At 66.1% G+C, this 17,354-nt stretch carries 16 protein-coding genes and 4 pseudogenes; 9 read left to right on the forward strand and 11 right to left on the reverse strand.

Annotated features, from left to right (window positions below; translation table 11 throughout):
- Window positions 1–58 precede the first annotated feature (58 nt).
- On the forward strand, window positions 59–1,831 hold the full coding sequence (locus tag OG225_RS12115; protein ID WP_405181765.1) for an ATP-binding cassette domain-containing protein: 1,773 nt from the start codon (window positions 59–61) through the stop codon (window positions 1,829–1,831).
- A 14-nt stretch (window positions 1,832–1,845) separates the two neighbouring features.
- Here OG225_RS12115 and OG225_RS12120 read toward each other — a convergent pair whose 3' ends face one another.
- A complete protein-coding gene (locus tag OG225_RS12120) occupies window positions 1,846–3,423 on the reverse strand; it encodes an HD domain-containing phosphohydrolase (protein ID WP_405183242.1) in 1,578 nt (525 codons plus the stop codon).
- Between the two features lie 134 nt (window positions 3,424–3,557).
- On the opposite strand from OG225_RS12120, the pseudogene OG225_RS12125 reads away from it, so the two are divergent.
- A pseudogene (locus tag OG225_RS12125) lies at window positions 3,558–3,696 on the forward strand (enoyl-CoA hydratase); the annotation flags it as partial.
- Window positions 3,697–3,713: 17 nt separating this feature from the next.
- Here OG225_RS12125 and OG225_RS12130 read toward each other — a convergent pair.
- On the reverse strand, window positions 3,714–5,801 hold the full coding sequence (locus OG225_RS12130) for a protein kinase domain-containing protein (RefSeq protein ID WP_405181766.1): 2,088 nt from the start codon (window positions 5,799–5,801) through the stop codon (window positions 3,714–3,716).
- Window positions 5,802–6,197: 396 nt separating this feature from the next.
- Between OG225_RS12130 and OG225_RS12135 the strand changes: the two genes are divergently transcribed.
- Window positions 6,198–6,977, forward strand: a complete 780-nt coding sequence (locus tag OG225_RS12135; protein WP_405181767.1) for a DUF3558 family protein — start codon at window positions 6,198–6,200, stop codon at window positions 6,975–6,977.
- Between the two features lie 147 nt (window positions 6,978–7,124).
- Here OG225_RS12135 and OG225_RS12140 read toward each other — a convergent pair whose 3' ends face one another.
- Window positions 7,125–7,280 carry a hypothetical protein gene (locus OG225_RS12140; protein ID WP_405181768.1) on the reverse strand — a complete coding sequence of 52 codons (156 nt, stop codon included), beginning with the start codon at window positions 7,278–7,280 and terminating at the stop codon, window positions 7,125–7,127.
- A 328-nt stretch (window positions 7,281–7,608) separates the two neighbouring features.
- Between OG225_RS12140 and OG225_RS12145 the strand changes: the two are divergent.
- A pseudogene (locus OG225_RS12145) lies at window positions 7,609–8,860 on the forward strand (cytochrome P450).
- A gap of 40 nt (window positions 8,861–8,900) precedes the next feature.
- Here OG225_RS12145 and OG225_RS12150 read toward each other — a convergent pair.
- The 4 genes and pseudogenes from OG225_RS12150 to OG225_RS12165 form a co-directional block, all read right to left on the reverse strand.
- Window positions 8,901–9,737 carry a zinc-binding dehydrogenase gene (locus OG225_RS12150; protein ID WP_405183243.1) on the reverse strand — a complete coding sequence of 279 codons (837 nt, stop codon included), beginning with the start codon at window positions 9,735–9,737 and terminating at the stop codon, window positions 8,901–8,903.
- Window positions 9,711–10,057 (reverse strand): annotated as a pseudogene (locus tag OG225_RS12155) (alcohol dehydrogenase catalytic domain-containing protein); the annotation flags it as partial. The gene OG225_RS12150 and the pseudogene OG225_RS12155, both read right to left, overlap by 27 nt.
- 100 nt (window positions 10,058–10,157) lie before the next feature.
- Window positions 10,158–10,841 (reverse strand): annotated as a pseudogene (locus OG225_RS12160) (SDR family oxidoreductase); the annotation flags it as partial.
- Window positions 10,842–10,987: 146 nt separating this feature from the next.
- The gene (locus tag OG225_RS12165) at window positions 10,988–12,190 is read right to left on the reverse strand and encodes a serine/threonine-protein kinase (RefSeq protein WP_405181769.1); all 1,203 of its coding nucleotides are present in this window, start codon (window positions 12,188–12,190) and stop codon (window positions 10,988–10,990) included.
- 256 nt (window positions 12,191–12,446) lie between these two features.
- On the opposite strand from OG225_RS12165, the gene OG225_RS12170 reads away from it, so the two are divergent.
- Window positions 12,447–13,031, forward strand: coding sequence for a hypothetical protein (locus tag OG225_RS12170; protein ID WP_405181770.1), 585 nt, complete (start codon window positions 12,447–12,449; stop codon window positions 13,029–13,031).
- A 21-nt stretch (window positions 13,032–13,052) separates the two neighbouring features.
- Here the strand turns inward: OG225_RS12170 and OG225_RS12175 are convergent, their stop codons facing one another.
- From OG225_RS12175 to OG225_RS12190, 4 genes are all read right to left on the reverse strand, one after another.
- Complete coding sequence (locus tag OG225_RS12175) at window positions 13,053–13,730, reverse strand: 2'-5' RNA ligase family protein (protein ID WP_405181771.1); 678 nt, start codon at window positions 13,728–13,730, stop codon at window positions 13,053–13,055.
- Between the two features lie 69 nt (window positions 13,731–13,799).
- Window positions 13,800–14,813 (reverse strand): hypothetical protein, encoded by a 1,014-nt coding sequence (locus tag OG225_RS12180; RefSeq protein ID WP_405181772.1) that lies wholly within the window; start codon window positions 14,811–14,813, stop codon window positions 13,800–13,802.
- Window positions 14,814–14,831: 18 nt separating this feature from the next.
- Complete coding sequence (locus OG225_RS12185) at window positions 14,832–15,044, reverse strand: helix-turn-helix domain-containing protein (RefSeq protein WP_405181773.1); 213 nt, start codon at window positions 15,042–15,044, stop codon at window positions 14,832–14,834.
- Window positions 15,045–15,659: 615 nt separating this feature from the next.
- Entirely contained in the window at window positions 15,660–15,803 is a 144-nt protein-coding gene (locus OG225_RS12190) for a hypothetical protein (RefSeq protein WP_405181774.1), read from the reverse strand.
- Window positions 15,804–15,968: 165 nt separating this feature from the next.
- Here OG225_RS12190 and OG225_RS12195 point away from each other — a divergent pair, with 165 nt between their 5' ends.
- The 4 genes from OG225_RS12195 to OG225_RS12210 all read left to right on the forward strand — a co-directional run bounded on the left by OG225_RS12195 (window position 15,969) and on the right by OG225_RS12210 (window position 17,263).
- Complete coding sequence (locus OG225_RS12195) at window positions 15,969–16,103, forward strand: hypothetical protein (RefSeq protein WP_405181775.1); 135 nt, start codon at window positions 15,969–15,971, stop codon at window positions 16,101–16,103.
- A 264-nt stretch (window positions 16,104–16,367) separates the two neighbouring features.
- Window positions 16,368–16,556: a hypothetical protein gene (locus OG225_RS12200; RefSeq protein WP_405181776.1), complete on the forward strand. Its 189-nt coding sequence runs from the start codon at window positions 16,368–16,370 to the stop codon at window positions 16,554–16,556.
- A gap of 105 nt (window positions 16,557–16,661) precedes the next feature.
- A complete protein-coding gene (locus OG225_RS12205) occupies window positions 16,662–16,832 on the forward strand; it encodes a hypothetical protein (RefSeq protein WP_405181777.1) in 171 nt (56 codons plus the stop codon).
- Window positions 16,833–16,852: 20 nt separating this feature from the next.
- Complete coding sequence (locus OG225_RS12210) at window positions 16,853–17,263, forward strand: NUDIX hydrolase (protein WP_405181778.1); 411 nt, start codon at window positions 16,853–16,855, stop codon at window positions 17,261–17,263.
- The last annotated feature ends 91 nt before the right edge of the window (window positions 17,264–17,354 follow it).

The following is a 17,354-nucleotide window of genomic DNA, read 5'->3' on the forward strand; positions in this document are numbered from 1 at the left end:
CGTGATTTGAGGCAAACGCCCCATGTGAGCACCCCGGGTTCGGGCCGATGATCAGGGCATGACGAAGCGAGTCCAGGAATTACGGAGATCACCGGCCACGACCGAGTCGGCCCCGGAACCACCGATTGTCGAGAGGTTCGGCACGGGCACTTCCGATCACGCGCCCGGAGTGTCGAACGGCGGACGGGTCGACGCGGTCGACGTCAGCCGACGTATCGGGGGGCGGCGGATTCTCCAGGAACTGTCGCTGTCGGTCGAGCCTGGGGAGTTGGTCGCCATCGCAGGCGGCAGTGGCGCGGGAAAGAGCACATTGCTGGCGATTCTCGCGGGATTGGAACCACCGTCCGGCGGGGAGGTTCGCCACGACGGCGTCGTGCGCGGGGCCCGGCGCGGCGCCGATTCCCGGATCGGCTACGTGCCGCAGGAGGACATCATCCACCTCGAGATGCCCCTGCGTCGCACGTTGCGCTACGCGGCGCGACTGCGGCTGCCCGCGGGCACATCCGACGCCGAGGCCGATCGGGTGGTCGAGGAGACCATGCGCGACCTCGATCTCGCCGATCGGGCCGAGGTCCCGGTCCGCGCGCTCTCCGGCGGCCAGCGTAAGCGGGCCAGTATCGCCGTGGAGTTGCTGACCAGGCCGCGCCTGTTCTTCCTCGACGAGCCCACCTCCGGGCTCGATCCGTCGACCGCGGCCGACGTGATGCGCCTGCTGCGCCGACTCACCCTGCGCGGGGTCACCGTCGTTCTCACGACGCACGAGCCGACCGGAATCGACAAGTGTGACCGGGTGGTCTTCCTGGCGCGTGACGGCCACCTGGCCTTCACCGGCAGCCCGACCGAGGCGCGGCGACACTTCGATGTCGAGGACATCGCCGAGGTGTACGAGCGGTTGGCTCGTGAGGACACCCCGCAGATCTGGGCGCAGCGATTCGCCGACAGCGGCGGAAACACCACACCGGGCCCGGCGCTACCCTCGGTCGCGGCCCCACCTTCGAATCTCGAGCGCACGGGCCCGCTCCGCCAATGGTGGCTACTGACACGACGTAATGTCGATGTTCTCCTTCGCAACCGGTTGACCCTGGTGGTCCTGCTCGGCTCGCCGGTGCTGGTCACCGCGATGATGGCGACGCTGTTCGAGCGCGACGCGTTCCCACCGCGCGGCGATGCCGACGTCGGCCCGGCCCAGATCGTGTTCTGGATCGCCTTCGCGGGCTTCTTCTTCGGCCTGACCTACGGCCTGCTCCAGATCGTCGGGGAGATGTCGGTCTTCCGGCGGGAGCGCCTGGCCGGACTCGGCGTTGGCGCCTACGTCGCGTCCAAGGTGACGGCGCTGCTTCCGGTGCTGGCCGGTGTGAGCGCGCTGCTCCTCGGTGTGCTGCGGGCGCTCGGTCGGCTCCCCGACGTCGGATGGGAGGTGTTCGCGTTCCTGTTCGTGACGATCGTGATCGAGGCGATCTCGGCACTGGCTCTCGGATTGCTCGCCTCGGCGGCGGTCTCCAACGCCGCGCAGGCCGCCCTCGCCCTGCCGATGCTCTGCTTCCCCCAGGTGCTGTTCGGTGGCGCCATCGTCCCCGTCGACGAGATGGCCCTGCCGGGACGCCTGATGAGTCTGGGGCTGTCCAACCGCTACGCCTTCGAAGCGCTCGGCCGCGAGCTGGATCTCGAGCGATACACCACCACGCTGCCCGCCATGTCCGCCTACGACGCCACCTTCCGCGGGGGAGCGGGAGCCGGTCTCATCGTTCTCGCCGTGTTCGCCGTCGGCCTGACGCTGTCCACGATATGGGTCCTGGACCGGCGGACCCGGCCCGGCACGAACCGGCGCTGAGAGCCGTCGTCGACTCACGGCCGCGACGACCGGGACCCCACCAGGCCCCGGTCGATCGCGGCCAGTCCGGCCTGCGTGCGGTTGTTGACGCCCAGTTTGGTGTAGACCCGTTCGACGTGGTTGCGCACCGTCTTCTCGGCGATGAACAATTCGGCCGCGATCTCCCTGTTCGATCGGCCCTGCGCGACGAGCCGCAGGATCTCGACCTCGCGGTCGGTCAGCCCGGCGGGCCACGGCGTCCGCCGAGAGGTCCCCGGATCGGCCACCGCGAGGACGGCCGCGACCGACTCGGCGTCGAAACGTCCGGCGCGCGCCTGTTCCCGTAACCGATCGGCGGCGCCGCGCGGATCGAGCGGTGGTCGGTCGGGGCGCGGTTCGAGCAGTCGCTGATAGGCCTCCGCCGCGGCGAGCAACCGATCCGGCGTGGTCAACTCCGCGCCGGTGATTCCCCGGGGAAAGCCGGACCCGTCGATCCGTTCCCGGTGCTTCATCGCCAGATGCACGACCGACTCCATGCCGCCGACTCGCCTCAGAATCCGGCCGGTGAGATCCGGATACATCCGTACCCGTTCCCGTTCGGCCGTGGTGAGCGGCTCCTTCTTCTCCCAGATCCGGTTGGACACTCCCATTTTGCCGAGGCTGTGCACCAGCCCGGCCCGGTACAGATTCGTGATGTCGGTGGGCGGCAGGCCCAGGTGTCGGGCCGCCCCGGCCACCAGATCCGCGACGCCGCGCGAATGTCCCAGAGTGAAAGGCGATTTGAGATCCACGAAATCGGCCATGGCCTCGAGCAGTTCGTCGCTCTCCTCGGCCGTCAGGGTGCGGTCGCGATCCGGCGCTTGGGCCAACGCCGCGGTCCAGACATCGATGTCGAGCAATCCCTCCACGATCCCCGCCGCGTCGCGATCGAATACCGTCACCACCGCCGGGCTGAACTGACTGCCGCCCCGCGACCGGACGACATCCTTCGCGTGCTCGAGCCCGCCCGTGCGCAGATGGACCTCGACGACGTCGGCGACATGGGCGATGTGGACCTCGACCGGGATATCGTCTCCGCGAGAACCGTCGGGCAACCCGCGGCCGTCCCAGCGTTCGAAGACGTAGGACAGCGCCTTCGCGACCTGCTCGTCCAGACCCATCCGATCGGAGAGAACCCCGGCGGAACTGCAATGCGACTGGATCAACGTGGCGACCCGGGTGCGAGCCGTGACCAGGAAGGCCGTGGCTCGGATGCCGCGCTCCCAGCCCGGTAGTCCACGTCCGACATGACTCAGCATCAGCCGCAGGAACGGCATGCCGGTCATGTCCACCGTGTAGGTGTCGGCCCGGAAGGCGATGTCGTCGCCGAAGAGCGTGGCGAGTTCGTGGGAATCGGCGTGACAACCGATCCATCCGACCAGGTTGGCGTAGTACACCGTCGCCCGCTGTTGCCCGTCGAGCCCCATCCGTTCGGCGATCCGTGTCGCGATCAAGGACGAGCGGAGCATATGCTCCATCGGCTGCCCCAGACCGAGGTCGATCGCGAGCGATATCGCGGCGAGCAGTTCGGCTCTGCTCAGCCCCTCTCCCGAGCCTGTTCCGTGCGGATGCATCTGCCCATTGTCCACCCGGTCAGCACCCGTCACGTCGGCGCTGCCCTTCTGTTCGGGACCGCTACGAGCGATCATCTTCGTCGCCCCGATACCCATCCGCAACGCCCCGGGCCCGCCTTCGCGGACCGCCTGGCCGCTCGGATCCGGTGATCGGAATCCTGACCGGCGCGGGAGGGACGTTCTGCTCCGGAATGGATCTGAAGGCCTTCGTCCCGGGGCGAGAAGCCGATGATCCGCGAACGGGGTTTCGGATCGAGTGACGACGGTGATCCGAGGATCGGTCCGCTGGATCAGCCCGGGACAGTCGTACTGATCGGAGCTTCGGTCGCCGTGGTCGATGTGGGCGCACCGGTGGTCGGGGGTGTCGTCGACGGTGGAATCGTCGGTGTGGTGGTGGGTTCGGTCGGTGTCGGTGGGACCGTGGTGCTGGTCACGGGTCGTTGGTCGGAGGTCGGTGGTGGCGTCGCGGTGTTCGATCCGGGCTGTCCCACTTCGGCGGCGGCGTCCTCGGTGGGCGGGGACAGCGGAACGGGCGCGGGCGGCTGGATCGGAGTCGCCCCGTCCGGTGGCGGGGCGGGCAGCTCGACGACGTCGAGTGCGGACGATTCGGCCGGGGCTGATGCGGTGGGCGGTCGCGTGGTTCGGGTCGGACCGGGTTGCACGACAACCGGTTCGGCGGTGGGTGTCGCGGAACGACCGGGAAGACCGGCGGGAACCGCAGGAACCGGCGACGGGGTGGCGGGAATGTCGTCGGAAGCGCCCATCAGAGCCGTGGCGACAGCGATACCGCCGGCGCACACGATCGCCCCGACAACCGTGGCTATCAATACTCGACGTCGGGCGGGTGTGGGCGAATCGGTCGAGCGAGTCGGGGGCGGGGGTCTTACCGCGTCACGATTCAACGAATCCGCGGCGAGCACCGGCGGATTCGAATCACCCGGCTCGGACTGGTCGGAATCCGGCTGGTGGGGATCCAGCTGGTCAGGATTCGGTTGGTGGGGACTCAGCTGGTGAGGACCCGGCAGGTGGGGATCTGGCAGGTCGGCATTCGACAATTCGGCATTCGGCAGATCTGGATCCGGCAAAGTGGTGTCGAGTCGGCGAGCGCCGACCGGCTCGACACCGCGATCGTTCGCGGTGAGGGCGTTCGTCGGCGGCGCGACCGGATTCGGGCCGGATTCGTGCGGTGACGCGGCTTCCGGCAACGGTCTGTCGCCCGAGGCCGACTCGGCCTCGGGCGCGACACGCTCGCCCGATGCCGATGCTGGCAGAGACGGCACAGCGGGAGATTCGCCGCGATCGGTCGGCGCGGATTCCCGTCGGAGTGCCACGGGCGGTGCGAATTTCTCGACCCGCGCGTGTGCCTCGCGCGGAATATCCTCGGCACCTAACGATTTCGGTCGAAGTAAGGATTCCGGCCTCTCGTCGCCTCGATCGCCGTCGTAGTCTGCGGGTGTCGGCAACGGTCGGGTCCGCTTCCTCGACACCGCCGCCGAATCGACCTCCCGGGCCACATCCGGCACGGACACGAGCTGCGGAATCGCGACCGAGGAGAGCGCGTCGCGCGCGGCTTCGGCGAGCGCGCCACAGGAGGGATAGCGGCGGTGGGGTTTCTTGGCCAGGGCCGTGGCGATGACGGCGTCGAATTCGACCGGAAGCTCAGGACGTAACTCACGCGGGGACGGCGGCCGCGCGGTGAGATGCGCGGCGATGACGGCGGCCTGATCGTCGCGCGGAAAGGGGTAGGTTCCGGTGAGCAGGTGGTAGAGGGTGCAACCCAGCGAATAGATATCGGAACGGTGATCGGCGAGATTGGAGAAACGTTCCGGCGCGGCGTAGGCGAAACTCGCCGAGATCGACGACATGGTGACGGTGTCGTCGCGGGTGCGGGCGATGCCGAAATCGGTGAGCAGCGCGCGAATCTCATCGCGTGGCCCGTATTCGACCATCAGGTTGGCCGGTTTCACGTCGCGGTGCACCACACCCTGGTCGTGCGCGAAATCCAATGCTTCGGCGGCATCTCCGACGATCCGAACCGCGTGTTCGGGCGCGAGCCCGCGCGGCGAGGCTTCCAGCAGTTCGCCCGCGTCGCCGCCCGCGATGTAGCGCATGGTCAGCCACAGCGCGTCGTCCTCGGGACCGCTGCGGTCGTAGACGGCGACGATATTCGGATGGTCGAGCCGGGCCGCCACGCTCACTTCACGATCGAAGGCCGCACGCACTTTCGGATCGGCGTTGTACCCGTCGGTCATCAGTTTCAGCGCGACCGACCGTTCCAGGCGCGGATGCCGAGCCAGATACACCGATCCCATACCGCCGGTGCCGAGGCACCGTTCGATCACGTATCCGGCGAAATTCGCCCCTATCTGTAACTGCACTCCACTCCCCGAGATCCGCGTGCGTTGTACGCCACGCGTACCAACCTGCCACACCATGGTGCACTTTCACACTCGGTGGCCGTGGCATCGGCCCCGCGCGGGGCGGTGGGTGACCGGCGTGCCCTACGCGGTCGCAAGCCGTCGACGGCGATCGGTCCCGCTCGGTTCGTGCGCCCGGCCGGGCTGCGGGAAAAGCCGAGCCGGTGTCGTGTAACGCCTCCGGGGTGCCGCGCGACAGTGAACGTGAGTGTTCGTGGCCCCCTCGCGGGGAGCCGGCAATCATCCGAAATCAGCCAAGCCGATTGCGCGTCTGTCTGTTTCAGCCACGACGCGGGCTTTGTATAGGGGGGACCTGTGCAGATCATGCAGATGTCGAGCGGGGGGCGCCGATGGCGCGTGAGTATCGGACTGGTGCTCGGCGTCGTGGTGCCGGTACTGATCGTGACGGCGTGCTCGGTCGACCAACAGAATTCCGACCCGACACACCCCGGAACCGCGACGGCGACGGCGACGGCGACGGCGAGCAGTGTCTCGAAGACGCCGTCACCGACCGGTACCGCGTCGTCGAACAATCCCGGTGAGACGCGGGGAGATCCGGGCGGTGAGGGTGGAGAAGACACCGGACAGACCGGCGGGGAACAGCCCGGCAACCCCGCCGGAACCGATACCTGCGGCGCGACCTCGTGCGGCACCACGGGCAATCCCGCTCCGGTGCCCGGTGGCACCGATAACTGCGGCGGTGCGACCGTGTGCGGCGTTGCGGTGTGGAATCCCTGTCAGATATCCGACGCCGATATCACCGAACTGGGATTCCGTCCGGACAGTCGACAGGTGCTCAGCAACTCCGGCGGGGTGAGCGACAACAACTGCCGATGGCAATCCCTCACGGGCAAATCGGAATTCACGATCGTGTCGACCTGGCAGACGCTGGAGGAATTCAAGCAGAGCGGGCGTTACGTGGACTTCAGTTCGCTGTCGGTCGGCGGTCGGGAAGCCTACCAATATCGTGCGGCGCAGGACACCAACAAGATCGGGTGCTACATCGGCATTCCGGTGCAGGGCGGCCTCGTCGCGTTCGTCACGCGGAATCTGAAGCCCGACGCACCTCAGGAACCGTGCGTCGCGGCGCGACGTATCAGCGAAGCTCTGGTCGGCTATGTCCCCCGAGCGATGTGATCGGGCCGAGCTCGGGCGACGCCGGTCACCACCATCGGTGACGTGATCACGTTTTCGGCCCCCGGCGCACCACACGCCGGGGGCCGGTTCCGTTCCGGCGGAGGGTCATAGGCCGCCACGGTCGTTCCTCCCCCGGTGCGGCGATCGTTATTGCTCGATGTCGGCCGCGGTGAGTTGGCGTAGAAGGCGGATGAACTCGCGCAGGTCGGCCAGCGGCCCGTCGCGAGTGCGTGCGTGGAACTCGGCGCCGCGGTCTCGGAGCGTATCGGCGACACGTTCTTTTCCCGTGCCGGTGAGCCGCACGATCACTCCTCGCCGGTCGTCAGGGGTCGGGCCGCTGTCCCCGGACCGGGCAGGCCGACGCTGTCCGAAGGTCTGCTCGCACACGCTGTTCGCGTGGCCGTCATCACTGATCCATCTCGAAGGTTTCGTCACGATGCGGTGAACCGCTGTGTCTGCTGGTCGGGCATCGAACTATCGGGGATCGTCATCGGGCATACACCTGTCTAGGCATATGTCTGGACAGTGAATCGTTGCCCGCGTAGTCTCGGTCACTGCGGAATCGACCACGCGATTCGGCGCCATGAGGAAGGCCCCGATCGCCGGAGTCGGCTGACCGAAGAGGAGACATATGACCATCGATTTGCCGGCGGAATTCGACTTCACCGATCCCTGCCTGTGGGAAGCTCGGCGCCCGGTCGAGGAGTTCGCCGAGATTCGGCGCACCGCGCCGGTGTGGTGGAACGCTCAGACGAAAGAGCAGGCCGACCCGTTCGGTGACGATGGGTATTGGGTGGTCAGCCGACACGAGGAGATCAGAGAGATCTCCAAGAATCCGCAGTTGTACTCCTCCCATCGCAGTGGCGCCGTCATCCGTCTTCCGTCCGGCACCACCGGCGGATATAGCCGAGGCCATGAAGAGCGCGCTGTTGCTCAATATGGACCCGCCGAAACACACCAAGATTCGGCGCATCGTCTCCAAGGGATTCACGCCGCGCGCGGTGGAGGGCTTGCGTGCCGCGCTGGCGGAGCGCTCTGCCCGCATCGTGCACGACGCCCGGAAGGCGGACGGGGGAGATTTCGTGGAACAGGTCGCCTGCGAACTGCCGTTGCAGGCGATCGCGGAGCTGTTGGGGGTCCCGCAGGATGACCGGCACAAGCTTTTCGAGTGGTCGAACGATTTGCTCAATCATTCCGACGACCCGGAGTTCGGTGATCCGGCGGTCGCGTCGATGGAGATGCTCGGATACGCGATGGGCATGGCCGAGCAGCGCCGCGACAATCCACTCGACGATATCGTCAGCACACTCGTCAGCGCGGATGTGAACGGCGAGGCGTTGACCAGCGACGAATTCGGTTTCTTCGTGATGCTGCTGGTGGTCGCGGGAAACGAGACCACGCGTAACGCGATCACCCATGGAATGAAAGCTTTCGTGGACCACCCCGATCAGTGGGCGCTGTTCCGCGAGCAGCGCCCCCGGACCGCGGTCGACGAGGTCGTGCGATGGTCCACCCCCGTAACGGTGTTCCAACGGACCGCGACTGCGGATACCGAACTCGGCGGACAGCACATCCGCGCCGGGCAGCGACTCGGATTGTTCTACGGTTCAGCCAATTTCGATGAAGACGCTTTCGAAGACCCGTTCACCTTCGACATTCTGCGTGACCCGAATCCGCATCTGGGTTTCGGGGGAACCGGGACGCACTTCTGCGTGGGCGCCAACCTGGCTCGACTCGAGATCGAGTTGATGCTCGGCGCCATCGTCGATGCCATGCCCGATTTGCGGCGATGCCATGCCCGATTGCGGCAGGAGTCGGAACCGCAGCGGTTGCGTTCCGGATGGATCAGCGGCATCAAGCACTGGCAAGTCGCCTACCGCTAGGGTGACCGCGTGGGTGGAGTCGGCGCCGTACCTGTCCGAGTCATACGAAGGTGATGACCGGTTTCACGACGGCGCCGGAGGCGGCGTCGGCGATCGCGTCGTTGATGCGGTCGAGGGGGTAGGCGCGGATCAGTTGTTCGATCGGCAATTGTCCGTCCCTGTGCCACCGCACCAATTGCGGTAGGTAGGTGTGCGGATTCACGTCGCCTTCGATGCTGCCGCGTATCGTTTTGCCGCGGCCGATCAGTTTGGCGACCTCGATGGGAACGGTGGAGGGGCCGAGGCCGACCATCGCGAGAACGCCTCGCGCGGTGAGGGAGTCGATCGCGGTCGCGATGACGGGTGCCGCGCCGGTGGTGTCGAGAGCGTGGGTCGCTCCGCCGTTGCCGAGGGCGGCGATCTGTGCGGCGACATCGGTGTCGCCGCCGTCGATGATCACGTCGGCGCCGAGTTCGGAGGCAAGTTTCAGTCGGTCGGGGGACAGGTCGACCGCGACGACGGTCCCCGCTCCGATTGCTCGGGCTGCCATGACTGCCGACATGCCGACACCGCCGACGCCGAAGACCGCCAGCACGGACGAAGCGTCCGGGGCCAGTACCTGGGTGACCGCACCCGCCCTGGTCTGGACCGCGCAGCCGAACGGAGCGGCCGACACCAGGTCGACATCCGGATCGATGACGACGATATTGCGCGTTGTGGCAAGCACACGGGACGCGAAGCTGGATTGTCCGAAGAAGCCGCCGGTGACCGGTTCCTCACCCGCCCGCAGCGGTGAGTCGGGGCCGAATCGGCCCGCGTTGAGTGTCGCCCAATGGGTGCAGTATCCGGGCAGGTCGCACGAACATTCCGCGCATTCCCCGCAGCTCTGATAGGTCATCAGTACGTGGTCGCCGACCGAAACCCCGGTGACCTGCGAACCGACGGCTTCCACTATTCCGCGCCCTCGTGACCGAGCATGATGGGCAACCCCGCCGGAAAAGCCTCTCGGGTTGTCGAATCGGTGTGGCAGATGCCGGACGCGACCACTCGAACGAGAACCTCGTCGGCGGTGGGCGCACGCAGGGTGAGCATCTCGATCGCCAAAGGGGCGTCGCCGCCGCGCGACACTGCCGCGGTGATTTTCACAGCTTTTCTCCTTGCGGGCGGTTCGCACCGCGTCGCGCGGAGCCACGTCAGCCGTAGACGAACGCCGATCATCGACCACTGTCGTCGATATCGAACCAGTCTGTCTGGACATCTGTCCGGACTTGTGTTTCGAATCGTAACGTACTTCGCGAAGCTGGACCAGTCCGTCGCTTCAGTACTTCATGGCCCCGGCGTCGACCGCTATCTGGCTGCCCGTGATCGACGCCGAACCGGGTCCGGCCAGCCATGCGACGACATCCGAGACCTGTTCGGGTGACATGAACCCGGTGTGCCCGTTCGCGGCGGCCCGCAGCGGTGCGGGCGGAAAGCTGTGCAGGAAGGACGGGTGGTTGCCGAACAGTTCCATCATGGCGTTCGGTTCGACCATGGGCGTATCGACCGAGTACGGATGGATGGAGTTCACGCGGATGCCGAACTCGCCCGCTTCCAACGCCAAAGTGTTCGTCAGTGCGACCAGTCCGTGTTTGGACGCCGAGTAGTGGCCGTTGCCCGGTGTGGCCTTCAGCCCGGCCGATGAGCTCACGATGACGATCGATCCGCCGTTGTCCGCTTCGATCATCGCGGGGACGGCGGCTCGGATGGTGCGCCACGTGCCGCTGAGATCGACGCCGACGACGGTGTCCCAGTGTTCTTCGCTCATTTCCCACAGGCGTCCCCAGCTGAGCACACCCGCGTTGGCCACCAGTACATCGAGGCGACCGAACCTCGTGACACCTTCGGCCACAACGCCTTCGAGAGCGACCAAATCCCTGACGTCGACCACGCGGGTGAGGGCCGAGCGTCCGAGGGTTTCGATCATGCGCGCGGTTTCGGCGAGATCCTCGGCGGTGGCCGGGGGATCGAGACCGCTATACATCGGCGACTGCCTTCCCGATTAACCCGGATGTGCTGACCGTGGGCGTCGGGGGAATTCGGCAGCGCCGTTGGGTCGAGTAGGTGCTCGACAGCCGCGTCTGCCTTCAGACCGACCCGGCATCTCCATCAGCGTTGGGTCGATCGAGGGGCGGAACGTCCGACGGATGGTGAACCGACCACCGACCGTGGAGTCGCCCCCGGACCGAGCGGCGGTGCGGTGGGAACCGGCGTGCCCGCCCTCGGGGCACTCGTGCTCGTCTTCGGGACCGTGGAGTCGGTCCGGGACGCTGTGGGCGCCTTCGTCGGGGTCGAGGTCGACCTCGTCGTCGTCCTCGGGGGCGGTGTGGTGCCCCCCGACGAGGGTTGCAGCAGTGCTATCCCGGCACCGGTCCCCCCGGCGACGATCAGGAATCCGAGTGCTACGCGACGGCGCAACCGACGACGCCCGTCGGGTCCTGTGGACGATGGCGCCCGCGCCGGGTTCCGCACCGTCGTAGCGGGATCCAGAGCGGACCGAGCAGCCTCGGCGAGCGCGGCGCAGGTGCCGTAGCGATCGTCGGGACTCTTGGCCATCGCGGTGGCGATGACGGCGTCGAGTCCGGCGGGCAGTTCCGGACGGATATCCCGTGGCGCGGGCGGCGGGGCCGTCAGGTGCGCGGCGATCACGGCGGCCTGATCGGTGCGTGGATACGGATGGCGACCGGTGAGCAGGTGGTAGAGGGTGCAACCCAGCGAATAGATATCGGAACGATGGTCCACGGTCGCGGTGAAGCGCTCCGGTGCGGCGTAGGCGAAACTGGCCGCGACCGAGGACAGGGTGACGGTGTCGTCGAGTGTGCGGGCGATGCCGAAGTCGGTCAGCAACGCGCGTTGCCCGTGGCGGGGGTCGTCATCGATCACCAGGTTGGCCGGTTTCACATCGCGATGGACCACACCTTTCGCGTGTGCGAAGTCGAGGGCGTGGGCGGCATCCCCGATCAGGCGTACCGCCAACTCGGGTGGCAATCCCGCCGGGGCGGCGGCCAACAGGGTGTTGGCGTCGCCTCCGGCGACATAGCGCATCGTCAGCCACAGGGCCGGGTCGTCGGGTCCGCTGCGGTCGTAGACGGCGACGATGTTCGGGTGATCCAGTCGTGCCGCCAGCGCGGCCTCGCGATCGAACGCGCCACGGACCTTCGGGTCGGTGGTGAAGGTATCGGCGAGGACCTTCAACGCGACGAGCCGTTCCAGACGCGGATGCCGAGCCAGATACACCGATCCCATACCGCCGGTGCCGAGCAGTCGAACGACGATATACCCGGCGAAGTTCGTTCCTGCCCGCAAATGCACGCCGGCACCATTCCCTCCCGTGGCGCACGTCGCGCGCACCGTCCCGAATATGATGACTGCGCACACCGTCGTTCGCACGACAGTTGCTCGGAGCTGACCGGGATTTCGCCCCCGACGCTCGCAACCCGAGATGTACTCGGCTCCGATCGGTAGAACCCGCTCGAACACGCGGAGATCGTGCAGTGCTCGTAGAGACCTCGTGGTGATCGGCTCGTCGCCATGGTGCGGGCCACCGCCCACGAGCACGATCATCGCCGTGAAAGCTTCGCTGCTGGCCGTCGGCCTGCTGTTCTGGACCGTGGGATTCTTGTACAACTGGTCGCGACCCACGCTGTGGATTTTCGATCTGCTGGTGATCCCGGTCATGTTCGTCATCTACTCGGTCGGATTCGTCATGGTGATCGCAGGGCTCATCCTGCAATTGCGCCCGAGGGTGGCCGCCACGACGGTGTCGGTGTTCACCGTGCTCGCGATGCTGGTCAACCCTTTGTGGCAGATCGCGCCGAGGTCGTATTTCCTCATACACCGACCGTTCCTCGAACTGGCGCTCACCGTCGACCCCGGTAACGACCTGTACGGCGCGAAACTGCCACTGCCGCTCCAGTTCTTGACCTCGAGTGGATCGGTGTCCAGCCCGCGCGCCGATTTCGACCGCGAGCCGTCGGAGCGATCGATTCACTTCTTCCCGCAGTGGATCGGCATTCCGGACGGTGGCGGCGGGTACCTCTACAGCCCCGAAGGCTCACCGAAGGGTGTCGATCTCTACGGGGACCCGTGTGTCGAACCGGTCGACCTCGGCGACGGCTGGTGGATGTGCGATATGGCCCTCACCGGCTTCTGACACGGTATCTGGAGGTCGCGCTCACAGATCCGGCTCCGCGCCGCCGGTGCTCTGCCGGTCCGCGAATTCGGTGTCTGCGAGTGGGATCCGTTCGACTTCGCGCCAGTCATATCGACGTCGGTCGCGGTTGAGTTCGATCAGCGAAACCGCCGATATCCGATCGGTAATCTGTATGTCGCTCAATTCGTTTCGCGCGAGAAGGTCGGTGAGTTCGGGTATCGACGCAACTCCAGTGGAGTACGCCAGGCTCAGGTGAGGCTGGAACCGACCGCTACGTTCGGGAACGTTGTGTTCGCCCCAGACATCACCGATCGCGTGTTGCAGATCGTCACGGACCTGCCCGAACCCGCCCGCGTCCGTGATCGGCATTCCGATGGTTTCCTCGTCGACGACAGGCGGCCCGATCACCGCGTCGAACGGTTCGCGTCGAGACAGACGTGTGCCAGCGGCGGTAACGATCCGGTCGATGTCGGTTGCTGATACTTCGTCGGTGAAGCCGATGCCTTGAAGGGTGATGTGCAGTCCTGAGCGTTCGACCGCCGCCATGGTGGGGAGTTCGGTGAGTACCGGGGCGAATCGTTGCACGAGATCTCCGACCTCGGAGTCGGGGCCGAAGGTCACATGCCAGGTGTAGAACGAGCGCCCGACTTTCCAGCCGGGTCGCCACCACCAGTGGTCCCATGTCGTCTCTGTCGCCATGGCGATCAGTCTCCGTTCGTTTCCGTCGCGAGAGTCGCCAAGGTTCCGACGTCGGCGAATTGCTTGAATTCAGTGGCGATTTCGCGCAATTCGATGGCCTCCGACGCGGAGGTACCACTGTCGTTGGCGAGGTGGGCGATCTCCTCGACACGCTGAATCAGCGGACCCACACGATGCTCTGCCGGGGGTGGCCGCAACCACCTCGCGCAACGCGGTGACGGCCACGTCGAAGTCTCCGAGCGCGACGTATCCCTTGATCTGTTGGGTCTGCACCATTCGCTCCGAGCCGAGGTTGCGCAGCGCGGGTGGATTGGCACGGAATCGGGCGAGGGCTTCGGCGGCGAACTCGACACATTGTTGGGCCTGTCCGTTTACCAGCGCGGCGTCTGCCCAGTATCCGCCCGCACGTTCGATCGAGCACGACAGCGGTCCCGCGTACTGATCCGAGGGTGGTTCATCGACCATGCGATCGGCGATCTGGCCCGCCGTGTGCAGTGCCGCTGCCGATTCCGAGGCGCGCCCGATCTGGGCCGGGTCGATCGCTCGGGCGCTGGCCAGCAGGAGACCGGCCGATCCCTGATCGGCATAGGCTAGACCTGCCGCCGCGGCCTCAGCGGCGGCGGTGTAGTTGCCTTGGCAGGCCGCCACCGTGTTCTGCGCGGCGCGAACCCAGCCCCGTAATTCGTTGTCGTCGGTGTTCTCGGCCAAGGCCCAAGCGGTGCGCAGGTGTCGACCGGCGATGTCGGGGCGGCCCAGATCCGTGGTGATCCACCCGAGCAATGTCATCGACCACCCTGCGATGGCGTACAAGGCGGTGCTCTGGTGGGGGCGTTGACGTCCTTGAAGGAGCTCGATCGCGCGATCGCGGGTCTCCACGACACGGCGGAACAGCGGCAGGGTGGGGGATTTGAGGTACTGGTGGGTGACCCGTCGGAGGTTGTCCCGCAGATCCTCGAGCGTCAGCGGGCCCACGTTGCTCGCCTCCGCCCACGCCAACAATGCGCCCGACTCATCGGCGTTCGCCAGCAGGAAGTCACTTTCGCCACCACCTTCTCCGGCCCGGGAAGATTCGGTTGTCGGCATCGCCGAGCCCACGGCCGATCAGAAGCGCTGTTGCGCCTCGGCGGGCGCGTTCTCCAGCACCTCGTGCAGCAGGCGTTTGCTGGAGGCATGTGGCCTGGATGTTTTCCCCGATTCCCACAGGATCAACGTCCGATTGGTGACGCCGACCATCTTCGCGAATTCGAGTGAGCTACGTCGAAGTGCCTCGCGCAGAGCACGAACAGCAAGCGGGGTCCACTCGATCTCCACCATCTATTCCAGCCTACGACCCCGGTCCCCGGCCCGGGGTTCCCGCAGCAGCCGATTACCAGTTTTTACAACCTCTGATCGCGGTTGCGCACTGTTTCGACACACCCCGCGGACGCGACGCTCGATGCAGCCCCGCCGTCGGGTCGAGATCGTGTGCAACGACTCCCCGGCGGCCGGTGCCTACCAACCGAACTGACACAGGGAGGCCCACCGCAGTGCACCGGCAGACCAGAACAGAACCACCCCCGACCCGACGAGAATCTGCTATTCGATCAGCTGGAAGCCGTTGCAGCTCCGAAGCTTCGAAAGGCAAATTGCTTCCGACCGATTCCGCTCGATCGATCTGGAGAGTAGGCACTGCGTACAAGGACGTCGAGCGCGCAGAACCCGACCAGGTTCGAGGTGAGTCCGACCGAACGCTCGCCGGTCTGCTCCACCTCTTCGCCGTCACGGAGCGTCGATGACGGCCGCTGAGCGCTCACGGCAAGTTCGTCCGGATGTCGCCGAGTTGAACGCGCGAATGAATGCGGTTCGCCTCCGAGTGCCGGTAGCGCAGGAGGCTATCGGCACCGTCGGCGATACCCCGATGTCGCGCTGTCTGTATTACCGGCACGTGTGTCACCTTCCCGCGACGGTCGATCCGTCGACCGGGCGGATCAGCATGCGCGCGGAGTTGATGTGGGCCGTGAGACTGCCGTCCGAGATCGGCCAGCGCGTCAAGATCGACCTCGACCGCCACAACCACAGGCCGGGTCCGATCATCTGCCACCCTCGCAGCAGCACATGGACATTTCTGACCCGCTCCGATATCTCCCACACCGTGGCACAGCAGCAAACTCCGCTGTGGCGCGGCCGGGTAACGATCACCAACGACGGGCAATCGATCGCGTTGCCGTCTCCGGCCGACCGGGGCGTGTTCTACCGCGGATGGATCAGATCCGCGCACAGCCCTACCGACCTTCGGGGCTCGCGCTCGTCGCATCCATCCGAGCTGTCCTGCTCGCACTCAACCCCAGCGAGATCACCACGGAACTGCCGATCATGGGCTCCCAGCGTCGCTGATCTCCTACGCCCACAGTCATACCGTCGATCATCAGGTGCTCGGCACCGACCGACGGGCGGACGAATCCATCTACCCGCTTACGAATACGCCGCGCCGCTCCGAATTGACCAAGTGCCGACGAGGGTGTGCCCGAACGGAGTGTGAAACCCGATGTCCGATAGAGCAATAGGGCTCATTCACCTGGCGAGGACAGGGCAGATCCTTGCAGATAGAACTGTCATCGAAGGTCTGGCCGAGAGCACGGCTACACGTTGGTACGCATCGTGAATATCGACCACGACACCTACATGCCCACAGCGCTGATCGTCGGCGCCGCCGCGCAATCGGGTGCATCAGTGGTCATCGCGGCCGACCTCGACCGTTTCGGAGTCGGCTACAAAGCCGTCGGCGTCGCGTGTGCCCTGCTGCTTCCCAGCGGACTCATCCGCAGCAAACCCCGACGAGCCTATTAGAGAGCACCGCCACGAACCGACGGCTGCGCCGCAGGCTCTGCCCGGCACCGCTGAGCCGGGCAGATCGTCCGCACCGGTCGCTGAGCCGTCGTCAACCTTCGAAAAATGCAGCCCATCTATCAGCGCGAATACACGATGACCGCCGACACAGCACCTATTGCTACGGCCGTGTCGAACCTCATCCCCAGCCTGCCGCTCTACCCTGCGATGAGCAGAACCGACATCGACGACACCGCCGCCGCGGTCCGCAAAATCGCCACCGCCTACCAACGCTGAACCGAAAGGAAACCCACCGCATGGCGAAAACGGAAGGCACACAGATCATCCTCGTCAACCCCGACAACCAGGTACTGCTGTACTTGCGCGACGATAAGCCGGAGATCCCTTTCCCGAATATGTGGGCGCTGCTGGGCGGGATGATCGAAGACGGCGAAACACCGCTGCAAACCATCGTCCGCGAAATCGATGAGGAAATCGGCATCCAACTCGACCCACGCCAGGTTCGCCACCTGAGCACTCGCGACCTGGACTTCGGCATCGAACACACCTATATCGCCACCGTCGACTTCGGCATCGATGACGTCATCCTCACCGAAGGTCAACGACTGCGCTGGTTCGACCGAACCGACGCGGCAACGACGGAACTCGCGTACGCCGACAACGAGATCCTCGAAATCTTCTTCGGGTCCATGACTCCCTCCACGTAGCAGCGGCCGCATCACACGGTGGATCCCGGCGCGTCCCAGGCATCGGGATTTCGCCGCCTCCGAGCCTGCGGTCTGCCGGATATCGAGAGGT

The organism is Nocardia sp. NBC_01377, from assembly GCF_045040005.1.
In the GTDB taxonomy this organism is placed as follows: Bacteria; Actinomycetota; Actinomycetes; order Mycobacteriales; family Mycobacteriaceae; genus Nocardia; species Nocardia noduli.

Excerpts from the sequence above, each read along its gene's own strand:
- OG225_RS12115 (WP_405181765.1), top strand. The coding sequence starts at position 59 with ATGACGAAGCGAGTCCAGGAATTACGGAGATCACCGGCCACGACCGAG.
- OG225_RS12120 (WP_405183242.1), bottom strand. The coding sequence starts at position 3,423 with ATGCATCCGCACGGAACAGGCTCGGGAGAGGGGCTGAGCAGAGCCGAA.
- OG225_RS12150 (WP_405183243.1), bottom strand. The coding sequence starts at position 9,737 with ATGACCTATCAGAGCTGCGGGGAATGCGCGGAATGTTCGTGCGACCTG.
- OG225_RS12175 (WP_405181771.1), bottom strand. The coding sequence starts at position 13,730 with ATGGCGACAGAGACGACATGGGACCACTGGTGGTGGCGACCCGGCTGG.
- OG225_RS12180 (WP_405181772.1), bottom strand. The coding sequence starts at position 14,813 with ATGCCGACAACCGAATCTTCCCGGGCCGGAGAAGGTGGTGGCGAAAGT.
- OG225_RS12185 (WP_405181773.1), bottom strand. The coding sequence starts at position 15,044 with ATGGTGGAGATCGAGTGGACCCCGCTTGCTGTTCGTGCTCTGCGCGAG.
- OG225_RS12190 (WP_405181774.1), bottom strand. The coding sequence starts at position 15,803 with ATGATCGGACCCGGCCTGTGGTTGTGGCGGTCGAGGTCGATCTTGACG.
- OG225_RS12195 (WP_405181775.1), top strand. The coding sequence starts at position 15,969 with ATGGATCAGATCCGCGCACAGCCCTACCGACCTTCGGGGCTCGCGCTC.
- OG225_RS12205 (WP_405181777.1), top strand. The coding sequence starts at position 16,662 with ATGCAGCCCATCTATCAGCGCGAATACACGATGACCGCCGACACAGCA.
- OG225_RS12210 (WP_405181778.1), top strand. The coding sequence starts at position 16,853 with ATGGCGAAAACGGAAGGCACACAGATCATCCTCGTCAACCCCGACAAC.